Annotated in this window: 6 protein-coding genes, 1 tRNA gene and 1 pseudogene; 6 read left to right on the plus strand and 2 right to left on the minus strand. The window is 59.9% G+C overall.

What is annotated here, in order from left to right:
* Positions 1-185: 185 nt before the first annotated feature.
* A complete protein-coding gene (locus VHX65_20200) occupies positions 186-1139 on the plus strand; it encodes a sirohydrochlorin chelatase (protein HEX4000880.1) in 954 nt (317 codons plus the stop codon).
* Positions 1140-1227: 88 nt separating this feature from the next.
* On the opposite strand, the pseudogene VHX65_20205 reads toward VHX65_20200, so the two are convergent.
* A pseudogene (locus VHX65_20205) lies at positions 1228-1395 on the minus strand (ISAs1 family transposase).
* A 261-nt stretch (positions 1396-1656) separates the two neighbouring features.
* On the opposite strand from VHX65_20205, the gene VHX65_20210 reads away from it, so the two are divergent.
* The 5 genes from VHX65_20210 (at position 1657) to VHX65_20230 (ending at position 10991) form a co-directional block, all read left to right on the plus strand.
* Positions 1657-3015 (plus strand): toll/interleukin-1 receptor domain-containing protein, encoded by a 1359-nt coding sequence (locus tag VHX65_20210; protein HEX4000881.1) that lies wholly within the window; start codon positions 1657-1659, stop codon positions 3013-3015.
* Positions 3012-6980: an AAA family ATPase gene (locus VHX65_20215; protein HEX4000882.1), complete on the plus strand. Its 3969-nt coding sequence runs from the start codon at positions 3012-3014 to the stop codon at positions 6978-6980. Before VHX65_20210 ends, VHX65_20215 begins: the two co-directional genes overlap by 4 nt.
* A 78-nt stretch (positions 6981-7058) precedes the next feature.
* Positions 7059-8621 carry a hypothetical protein gene (locus VHX65_20220; protein ID HEX4000883.1) on the plus strand — a complete coding sequence of 521 codons (1563 nt, stop codon included), beginning with the start codon at positions 7059-7061 and terminating at the stop codon, positions 8619-8621.
* Between the two features lie 122 nt (positions 8622-8743).
* Positions 8744-9925 carry an ATP-grasp domain-containing protein gene (locus VHX65_20225; protein ID HEX4000884.1) on the plus strand — a complete coding sequence of 394 codons (1182 nt, stop codon included), beginning with the start codon at positions 8744-8746 and terminating at the stop codon, positions 9923-9925.
* A gap of 88 nt (positions 9926-10013) precedes the next feature.
* A complete protein-coding gene (locus tag VHX65_20230; GenBank protein HEX4000885.1) occupies positions 10014-10991 on the plus strand; it encodes a hypothetical protein in 978 nt (325 codons plus the stop codon).
* Positions 10992-11256: 265 nt separating this feature from the next.
* Here the strand turns inward: VHX65_20230 and VHX65_20235 are convergent.
* Positions 11257-11330 (minus strand) — tRNA-Arg (locus VHX65_20235).
* Positions 11331-11420 lie beyond the last annotated feature (90 nt).

Genomic DNA, 11420 nt, shown 5'->3' on the forward strand with positions numbered 1-11420 from the left:
TTGACCGACGCGCCCTCCTCCGCCTCGTTCACGGACAAGTCGGCGTTTTAGCCGCAGCAAGTTTGCCGCACGCCGCATTTTCCGGTACGCTTGCCTAGCAGTAACTACTATAACAAGCGCCGACGGCGTTGGGAGCGAGGACAGGATATCAGAACGTCACGGGCGAGAGCCCAGAGCGGAATGAGATGGACGCGACTTCCAAAGGGACGAAGGCGAATGGCGTCGCGGCGGAATCGAACGTTCGCCATTCTGCGGCCCCCGACCGCTGTCCGCTGGCCCCTGCCTCCGAGGCTGTCCTTCTGATCGGCCATGGCACTCGCGATCCGATGGGAGTGGCCGAATTCTTGCGGTTGGCCGAACTCGTGCGGCCGCTCCTATTGCCGCGACCGATGGCAGCGTGTTTTCTTGAATTGGCCGAGCCGACGGTTGGGGATGGCCTCGAGCGGCTCCGCGACCGTGGTGCGAGGCGAATCACCACGGTGCCGGTTCTGCTAACGGCCGCAGGACACGCGAAGCGAGATATTCCAGCCGCCGTCGCCGCGGCCCTAAACCGCACGGAACACGATGAAGTGTCCATCGGCAACCCCCGCCCGATGATTGGGCAGACGCCGGCTCTCGATTGTCATCCCCGGATGGTCGATCTTGCCACCCGGCGATACGACGAGGCCCTGGCCGGCCGCGCCGCATTGCCCCCGGAGCGAACGCTATTGCTGCTGGTCGGCCGGGGAAGCTCCGATGCCGCGGCGGCTGAGACCGTGCGTCGGTTTGCCGCCCTGCGCGGCGAGCGATCGAGGGTCGGCCGGGTCGAAACCTGTTTTGCGGCTGTCGCCAAGCCATCGCTCGAAGAAATGCTGCCGCTCGTCGCGGCCGCCGGTTACGAGCGGATCGTCGTGCAGCCGCATCTGCTGTTTCGCGGCCGACTTTTTCAAGAAGTACGGGAGGCTGTGGCACGGTTTGAACGGCAAGCCTCACGGGAAGGATCGCAGTTTGTGACACGCGAAACCGCAAGCGGCGAACGGCATCGAACTGAACGGACTACAGAATGGATCACGGAATGGATCATCGCCGAGCCGTTAGGGCCGGAGCCGGAGTTGGCCGCGGCGATTGTCGACTTGGTTCGCGAAACGGAGCGGCGATAAGAGGCAAAACGGGCCAGAACGATTCTTGATGTTTGGTTTGTCGGTGTTAGAAATAGTTCTGACGTGACGTCCCCTTTAATTCAGCCCCGTTGCTCTTGGCGTCGACAGCCACTTGTCTCAAGCTGATGCAGTTGGCGGTGGCCCATGCGCTGACCATGTGAATGGCCGCCTTGCTGGTATTGGCGTGATAACTGCGGCGCAATGTTTTGCCGTCGATGGCGACGACTTGTTCGGCGGTGATCGGCCGCACCAAAGTCCGTCTTGGGGCATGGCGCAATCGCCCTGCGCAACAAGCGAGTTGTCCGCGCTGCATCGCTATTGCGCTTAGGCAGTGCCCATCGTGGCGCAAACTTGGCGCGCCAGATCCGCGCCCGTGCCCGGCGGCGGCTCTTCGATCAGCGCAAGATTTTTCCGGCGCGACTCTTGACCACCCCCTGGAGGTGGTAATATCCTTGAGCTTGGATTTGTGTTCAAGTTTTTTCCGTCGTGCGGTTGCCGTTGGATCGAGAAGGCTGCTATGGTCCTTTCCGAAGACTCCTGGGAAACCTTGCTGCAATTCATTGACGACGGCCAAGTAATCCCGATTGTCGGGCCAGAATTGCTCTACGTGAAGCAAGGCGACGACGTACTTCTGCTTGAACAGCTTTGGGCCAAGCGTCTGGCCGAATCCCTCGAGGTCACCATCGAAACCATGCCCAGACGAGGGGCCTTGAATCATGTGGCCTGCCTGTATCTGGAAAGCCCGAAGCCGCGCCGACAGAAGATCTACTCGCAACTCGGCCTGCTCGCCAGCCGCACAAATCCGGAAGTTCCCGAGGGCTTGCGCAAGCTCGCGCAGATCCGGCATTTCAATCTGTTCGTCAGTATGACAACAGACTTGTTGCTGGAAAAGGCCCTGTTTGAGGCGCGCAAAACCACGCCCGATGTCATCGTTTATAATCTCGGTGCCAGAGAAGTCGACGATCTTCCACGGCAGCGCGGTTGTCGGCCAATCGTTTTTCATCTCATGGGCAGGATGTCGCTTGCGCCGGACTATGTGGTAACGGAAGAGGATTTGCTGGAATTTCTGCACGCCATGCAGTCTGGCCGACGCCCGAAGCTGCTTTTCGACGAGCTCCGTAATCATCACTTGCTGTTCATCGGTTGCGATCTTACGAACTGGCTGGCGCGATTTTTCATGCGGATGGCCAAGGGCGCGCCTCTATCTGCGCCGAGCAACTGGCAAGAGATCATCGTCGATCCCCATATTGCCCACGACGGCGAGCTCACCGCATTCTTGGCGCATTTTGCTCCCTCAGTCGAAGTTATTCCGGCCGGCGGCGCGATCGAATTTGTGGATGAATTGCTCAAGCGATACCTGAAGCGACATCTTGGCGATGACCACGCTCGGAACGACGTTCAACAAGCTTCGCCGCGGCCGAAGGTGTTCCTAAGCTACGCGCACGAGGATCACTTGACGGCCGGAAAGTTAGTGCCGGTCCTCGAATCACTCGGAGTGGATGTGTGGTGGGATCGCGGCGCACCGGGCAAAGGCCTTGACCCGGGCGATGATTGGAATGCCATGATTCAAAAGCAGATCCGAGACTCCAAACTGTTTCTGCCCATGGTCTCGCGGAATACCGAGGAGCGTATGGTCGGCTATTTTCGCAGGGAATGGAACTGGGCCGTCGAACATGCCAACTCCATTTTTACGGGCCTGCCGTTCATTACTCCGATCGTGATCGACGATCTCGATATCCGGAACGCCAAGGTGCCAAGCGCCTTCGTCGAGAAACAGGCCTGCCTGCTGCCGGGCGGCGATCCGGACCATCGATTTGTGGAGAGCCTCCGAAGGCTTCTGGCCTGTCATCAAAAGCTGGAAATGTCAGCGTTATGAGGGAAACTTCCGGTCAAGCCGGCTTGGATGTCAACGCGGAACATCCCTGGCCCGGCCTGCTGCCATTCGCCGAGGAACAGAGCGCCTATTTTTTTGGTCGGGAGGAGCAGGTCGATGATCTCTTTCGCTTGATCAACCGTGAGACGTTGACGGTGCTCTACGGGCGATCGGGGCTTGGTAAAACCTCGCTGATCCAAGCCGGACTATTTCCCAAACTTCGACGCAGCGGTTTTCTGCCGATTTATCTGCGCTTGGAATTCCTGCCCGAGCCGCCTCCACTCCGTCAACGCGTTTGGAATGCCCTGCAGCGCGCGTTGGACGCACAGCAGGTGCAAGTGCTGGCAGTGCGGTCCGACGACGAGAGTGGCAACCCCCTTGGGGAAGATCGAGCGTCCGACGAGGCCCCGATCGCGCCGCCTGCGGGCGAGCACGAGACCTTGTGGGAATACTTTCATCGCGCTCAACTCGACTTCCAGACGCGCGACGGAGGTCGTGTCACGCCGGTGCTCGTGTTCGATCAGTTCGAGGAGGCGTTCACGCTCGGCCGGATCGATCAGCGGTCGTGGCGGTTGGTGCAAGAGTTTCTCGTCGAATTGGCCGACCTCGTCGAAAACCGGCCGCCCCTGGCGCTCAAAGAGAAGCTGAGCCATCCCACCGACGAATCGGAACGATTGGCCGAGCAATTGGCGTTTGGAGATCCATGCTACAAGATTCTGATTAGCCTGCGCGAGGATTTCCTGGCCGAGTTTGAACGCCTCAGGCCGATGATGTACAGCGTCATGCAAAATCTGTTTTGCATCAAGCACCTGACGGTTTCTAAAGCGCTCGAGGCGGTCGAGCGTCCGGCGCCCGACCTGCTCGAGGCTGGAGTGGCGGGAGCGATTGTCGATTTCGTCGCCGCCTCGGGAACTGAACGCGATGACCGGTGTTCGACAAGCACGGCGGCATCGCCGACAGAGGTGGAGCCGGCCCTATTAAGCCTCGTTTGCAGCGAACTGAACAACCGCCGCCTGAAAAGTGGTCTGCCAAAGATTACCCTCGACCTGGTCGCAAAAAAGCAGCACGACGTTTTGACCGATTTCTACGAGCGTTGCATGCGCGATATCGACGCCCCGACGCGCCTGTTCGTCGAAGATCGGCTGCTGACAAATGGGGGCCATCGGTTTCCGGTGGATATGGAGACGGCGCTTCAAGTCGATCATGCCGATGGACAAAGCCTCGATCGGCTGATCAAGCGGCGGCTATTGCGATTGGCCGAACAAGAGCGATTGCAGGTTATTTGGCTCACGCACGACGTGTTGGTGGCGCCGGTCCGCGCGAGTCGCGACAATCGGCGACGGCAAGCGGAGATCGCCCGGGTAAAGGCGGCCGAAACGCAACGACAGCAAGAAGAGTTGGCTCGCGCCAAGGCTGCGGAGGCGAGCGCCCGGCAGCACTTGGCCGAGATCAAGCGGCGCGGCTTGATTGCGGCGGTTTCGGGGGCTGCCATCGTCGTTATTCTCGCATTCGTGGCCCTGTACTGGCATGCACTGACGGTTCGGGCAACCGAAAGCCAACGGCATGAGGAAATGATCAAATACTTTTCCGACGTATCGCGCGCGAAAAGTGAGATCGATGACGACAATGTTTCCCGTGCGGTCGAGCTGTTGACACCCTACGATCGGCCTGACGCGGTGGCCAAAACGGAGCATTGGGAGGATCTCGAATGGGGTTATCTCTGTTGGCTCTGCCAGGGCGAAAGCGACGCCACCTATCATTTCCCGATGATCGCTTCGAACCCTTCCCCCCCGGCCGTTCATAGCGTGGCCTATTCGCCCGACGGGCGTCTGCTGGCCGTGGCCGGCACCCTCTTGCGAACGGCTCGCGATGGTAAGGCCAGCGCCCTCCCGCTGGTGAGGATACTGGATGTGGATTCCCATTCCGAAGTCGGTGCCGTTTCGATACCGGGATCGTTGGGCGTGCTTGCAATCGCATTCTCACCCGACGGCCAGTTTTTGGCTTGTGCCACAGGAAATCACGAAAATTTGCCGGAGGAACGAGGCAAAGTATGCCTCTGGAGCGTCGGCGACAAGAAGATCGTGGCCTGGGGCGAGGGCCCGTCGCGGGCCATGAATTGCGTGGCCTTTTCGCCCGACGGCGCTCAACTGGCCGCGGGAAGTGAGGACGATTCGGTTCGGATTTGGAGGCTGGACAAGAAAACCGGAAGGCTCGATGAACCACAAAGTCTCCAAGTTTCTGGAACCAGCCAGACGACCCGTCTTGGCGTCAATGCGATCGCGTGGTCTGGCGACTCCCGCCGCTTGGCCGTTGGGTTCGGGCGCGGTTCTCTGGAAGTATTTTCGATCGATTCGTCTGGTCCGCCCGGACCACCCCTTGAACTGCGCGGCGCCGATTCCGCGCTTGGTGTCAATGGCGTTCTGTCACTTGCCTTCGCGCCGGCGGCCTCCGGAAAATCACAGCCGCTGCTCGTCGGCGCTCGCGATGGGACTATTCTGACGTTGGATGCATCGACGGGCACCGAACTCAATCGCCGGGAAAGCAAGCAAGGCGTGGTCTACGCAATCGCTTTCCCGCCCGGGACGGCAAGCGACGGTCATTGGTTCGCGAGCGCCGGCAGCAGCGGCACCATCAAGCTATGGAGCTTCGACGAGCTGAGTGCACCAGTCGTCGGCTTTGCGCCACGCCCCGCGGGCGCAAGCTATCGCGGACATCAAGACTTGGTTTTTTCGCTGGCCATCACTCCAATCGCCGGATCGAACAACCGCTGGCAGCTTGCCAGCGGAAGCGCCGACGGAACCGTAAAACTTTGGACTGCGGGGCTAAAGGGCGGCAAACCGCAGAAATCGGATAATACGACTTTGGACAACAAGCCGGATGTGCGCGATCTGGCATTTTCAGCGGATGGAACATTGGCCGTGGCCGTCGGAGCAACCGAACACCGTGGTCCTGCGGATCGATCCTCCGTTCCGATTGCCGCTGGCTCCAAGGTCTTGTTCTGGAAGAATCTCGGCCCTGATTCCGTCACTCAAGCGATTGAGCTTGGCGGTCCTGGTGGCCAGGCGGAACGCGAGCGGTCGGTCACGTCTGTGGCCTTTTCGCCGGACGGCAAATTGCTGGCCGTCGCGGGACACGACAAGAAAATCGAGATCTGGGACACCGGTGCCGGGAGGCGAAAGACGACGCTGGATGTCAAAGGACCGGTGGAATCCGTCCGGTTCTCACCGGATGGAAAGACGCTGGCCGCGCGTCTGTCGGGCAAGGATCCGCTCGACCTCGGCCCGGAGGCATGGCAACGGTTCGTCATGCTTTGGGACGTGGCAGATCTGGCCACGGGGGCCACCCCACAGCCGCGTGCTTGGCTCGAACATCCCAATATGGTTCGATCGATTTCTTTTTCCGCCGACGGCAAACAGTTGGTCACCTGCGCGATTAATGCCAATTCGGCGCCAAGCGGAGACAATGCAAAGCCGGACGACGTGCCGACCGTGTGGTCCTGGGACGTGGCAAGTGCGAAGCCGATCGATTCGATTGGCTTCGGGGTAATCTCGCTTGCCGCGGAATTGTCTCCCGACGGCAAGACGTTGGCAGTTGCGCTGAACAATCGAAAACTTTGCTTGCTCACGATCGAAGAGGGCAAGCTCGACCGAACGCATGAGATTATCCTTCCGGGTCCAAGCACGCCGATCAATTCGCTGGCGTTCTGTCCCGATGGCGACATCCTCGTGGCGGGTGGGCAGGATTCATCGGTCACCATGTGGAATATCGAGGCGACACGCCGCGACGTGGGAAAAGAGGTGCTTGTCTTCCACACCGACTCCGGCGTCGTCAAGGGCCTTGCATTCGCGCCGAGCAAGAACGGCATGCACAAGTTGGCGATTGGGGGCAATTCGGGAATCGTCAAATTGGAATTTGCGCGCGGCTCGCTGAAGCCGACAGATCATGGCAACGGTTGGTCGGTCCCATGATCCGGCTTCGATCCGAACCGACTAACCAATCCACTTGAGGTCCCGAAGAAATCGCCTGCTTGAAGTTCACCGATCGGCTTGCGCTTCATGGAACACATCGAACCCACCTCGGAACGGCTTGCCGCAGCTGCCGCCGAGCCCCCTCGCGCACAACCCGTTATCGACGCGAAGAAGCGCGAAGAGGTGCTTGCCGGACTCTGCACGATACTGACGGCAGCGGATCGCGCAGCGGTCGGAGCCTGCGCCGAGCGTCTGCTGGCCGCGCTGCCGGACCAGACGAACCCCTTCATGAATGCGGTCCTGGTTCCGTACGGTGGCGGCAAGGATAGCTCGTTCGTGCTGGCCTTCATCCGCGCCGTGCAACTCCATATCGCGCGGAATTGCGGAGACACGTTCACTCTCCGGGCGGTCACCAACTACCAGTCGGGGATGGCCGTCGGAGTAACCGAAAATATCGACCGCGTCTACCGCGCACTGGGCCTGTACGACGATCCCAAGGCGGAGCTGCTGGTTGTTGCAGGCACCAGTCTCCTTCCCTTTCATCCCGATTTTGTCATGCCTGCTCAACTCCTCCAGGCGGATCGGCTCAGCATCTTGATGAATGGCCATCACACCGGTGGCAGCAACCGAGCCACCTTTTGCAATGCCTGCAATTTCGGCATGGTGCGGTCGTTTTCGATCGCCCTGAACTACCGTCAGCCCGCCTGCCTGATTATCACTGGGGATTCCGAAGTCGAGCAACGCAGTTACTTCCGAGCCGTCCACGGCGTTGCCCGCGACCTGGGGCTGCCTCGCCCGAAAGGAGGCGGCTTCAGGAGCTTCCTGCGGCTGGTAGACGATATCGGCGCTGCATATTCCAGCTACGTCTACGGCCTCGAGGCGAGCCAAGCCGAGTCGGCCCAAATCGATTCGTCGCCTGCCGGTGAATTGCGTTTTTTTTCAGCCTTCGCCGACACGCAGTACGATGCGAACGGCCACTGGGAGCTTCTTACGGAGTTTCTTGGCTTTAGCTTCGATGACTTGGCGTTTTCGTTCAGCGAAAGCGATTGTGCAAATCCCGCGCTGATGGCACATCTTCGCGGGCTGAAGGCCGAGCATCTCTGGAAGCGCTCTTACGCCGAAGGGGTCGCCGAATACTGCAAATTTGGTCTGGCACTCATGGAACAGAAACGGTTTCCTCGGACCCTCATCGAGCGCATGCGGCGCCGCTATGCGGATGAAGCCGCAATCTCCGTGATGCGGCGCCGTATGCAGCGCTATGCCGAAGACATTTTGGGCCTAACCGATGGTCATCTGGTCTGCATGCTATTCGCACCCTTTACAGCCGAATGCCGTGGATTGGATGCGTATTTGTCCAACGTCAGGCCGCAACGCCAGCCCGACGCCGAGCACATTCGGGGCCTGCTTCGTGGGGAGCGAAATGCTCCAGCTTTGGTGGCCGAGCTGACGGACTGGAGCGGTTTGACAATCGAATCGTTGCAAGCGTTATACAAGGCCCCGCTGAGCAACAACACCGGGGCCGACACGCAGTTCGTCGGTCCAATCCGAGTGATGTTTCGCCACGAGCCGCATCAGGCGCCGCTTGCCACGCAGCACTCTTCAGATGGATGCGAAATTGTAGAGATCGAGAGCGGCCGCTGATGTTGGGAGTGGCGCGCGCGTTAGCCGCACGAGGTCAGGAGATGATCGCACCGACGTTTGTGCAACTGGGCGCTACACGTGATGGCAAGGACCCCTACCTCGCGGCGGCGCGGAAACGTCGCATGCAGTCCGTGCTGATTGAGTCGCCGGCCTATCTGAAATTTCGCGCCAGTCTTCCAGACCGACCAATCTTCGACAATCAGTTAGCCGTGCTTTGTCCGGCGAGCGCGACGCAGGTCTTGGATGCTCTCAACCAGGCCAGCCTCAAGCCGGCGCTGCTGTTGGCCGGGTTTGATCTGTATGTCCATGCGGCGTTCGAGGCGGCGACGGCGCTTGGCGTCCGGCCTGCGGGCCCGCGGCTTCCGCTGGTTCCCTGCGACAAGGCGGCCCAACGGACCGCCCTTGCTGACAAGTTTCCAAATGTCGCTCAGCCGGCCCATGTTGTTGTCACGCAACTAAAACACCTTGGAACCATCGTCCGTGAATTCAAATTCCCGGCCGTTCTTAAAGCCGTGGATGCCGCGGGAGGGCTCGCCGTTTACGCGGTAGACAATGCCAGCGAGGCCCTTCACGCTGCCGCCCGAATCGAGCGCCTGCAGAACTACGACGGCAGGCCACTCACAAATATGCTTCTCGAACAGCGGATTATGGGAGCCGAGTTTTCGCTGCAAGGGATAGCTCGCGCCGGTGATCCCGTCCTGCTCACCTTTTGCGAAAAGATCATCGAAAATGAACCGGACCGAGCGGATCCGACGCTTCGCGGCTTTCGCGAGATGGCGCACATCGGATTGCCAGGCTTGCATGCGCCGCCGGCATTCGTCAGGCTGGCTGGCCAGTGCATGGCAGCGTTCGGCTACCCAGACGGTCCTTTCATGATCGATTTTATTCGCGATGCCCACGGCAACTTGTACTTCCTGGAAATGGGATTCCGCCTTTCCGGGTTTGGGCTAGTAAAGCTCGTCGAACAGTTGACAGGCTGGGATTGGGGTGAGTTGTCTTTCGGTTGGCTATTGGAGCATCGCTGGCCGGAGGAGCCGCCGCGCCCCCAGGCCGCATGTACAGGGCAGTGCCTTCTCCCGACCCGCGACGCCTTGGCCCGAGCGGAGCGTATGGCCGCTGATGGAGTCGTCATCGAGCGTTTCGCGTCGCCTCCGCCACACACGAATCCGGCGCTTATGGCCGACAACCTTCGCCATTCCGGCTTCAATGGGCGTGCCAGAATGGTCGGTGCATCTCCGGCCGCCATTCAAAAAGTGTTTCAGGCGATCCTGGGGCACGCAATCGATGTCGCGGGCCTCCAATGAATGCCACGCGATGCAATGATGCACATCGCTTGGTTTGCCGGTTTTCGCTCGCGATTTGCCCGAAACCGCTCTATACCGAGGAGAACGGATGAACCGCGGTCTTGCCTGGTTGACCTTGTTCATGGTGCTATCGGCAATCAGGCTGGTTTATTTGGCAGAACTACTGCAGCGCATCAACACAGCCCTATTACTACTCGGCTGTTTCGGCCTTGTCACGATTCTGTTCTTAGTCCACCGCGTGGTCGTCGACCGCTCTGTGGTTCGCTGTCTGGCACGTGCCTGGACGGTTTGGCCCGACATCTTGGCCCTGAATTTGACAACGGCGGTGGTATGGGCCGGCCATTTTTTTGCTTTGTCTTCTGGCCTGGAGCCCGTCGTCTATGGCGGGATTGCCAACGCAGGCCAGCCGGTGGCGACAGTGTTCCTGGCATCGATGATCTCCTGCCATTGCCGCATTACGCGCGCGGATGTGCTCGTGTCAGTGGGTGTATTGGCAGGCATCATCTGGCTCGCCGTCACGACTTGGTCCGGTCGCTCCGCTGTCGGCAACATATCGCACGGCGCGGCAATTGCCGGCATTGGAATGAGTGTCGCGACCGCGCTCGGGATGGCAGGGACGACAGTGTTCGTTACCCGCTTGCATCTCCGAGGCATCGAGACCACCGAAGCCATGGCCCTTCGCTTTATCACGCTATTGGTGGTGTCGGCGGCACTGCTGCCGGGCAATGCCTTGTCCGCCGCTCCTCCGGCGCTGACCATCCACGTCGTGGTGTTGAGCTTGCTGGGCTTTGCCCTGCCGCTTTTTTGCTACCAACGCGGCGTCGAGGCGATTGACGATCCGCAGATCGTGTCGTTACTGCTTGCGATGCTCCCAATATTGCAATTGCTCACGCAATTCGCCGACCCACGGCTGACGTTCAGCTTCAACTCCCTCATAGGCATCGTTGCGATGATCGGCTTCTCATCGCTGGGAATTACCTTGCGAATCTTCAATCGGCCGGCGACGAGCGGCGCATCGAGCTCCGACGCGGGGCAGATTGTCGACGCGAAAGACCTCGCCGAATGACGCGGACACCGGCCGATGGTTTTTGCCGGGCTCCTTCGCTTTTGTCGCTAGCATTTCTCCGCACAAATTGCGGGCGCCGGCGAAATCGTCCTTCGCCCCTTGGAGCGAGGCCAGTCTGCCATCGTTTTTTGCAATTTCCGCAGTGTTTGAATAGACGAACCGGCGGATGGCGACGGTCGCAATGGCCGCACGGCGCAGCCCTCGTCGGATTTTCCGGACCCAAGCACGTCCACCGTGGGCAATCTCTATACGACCAGATTCTAGTTACGCCCGGCAGGGATCGAACCTGCAACCTGCGGATTAGAAGTCCGCTGCTCTATCCAATTGAGCTACGGGCGCTTGGGCTGAGAATTATAGGTTCAAATCGTTTCGCATTCTGCCCGATTTTGGATACCGTCAATCCGCCGCATGAGCGGCTATCGGATGGTA

It is taken from the genome of Pirellulales bacterium, from assembly GCA_036267355.1.
Taxonomy (GTDB): Bacteria; Planctomycetota; Planctomycetia; order Pirellulales; family DATAWG01; genus DATAWG01.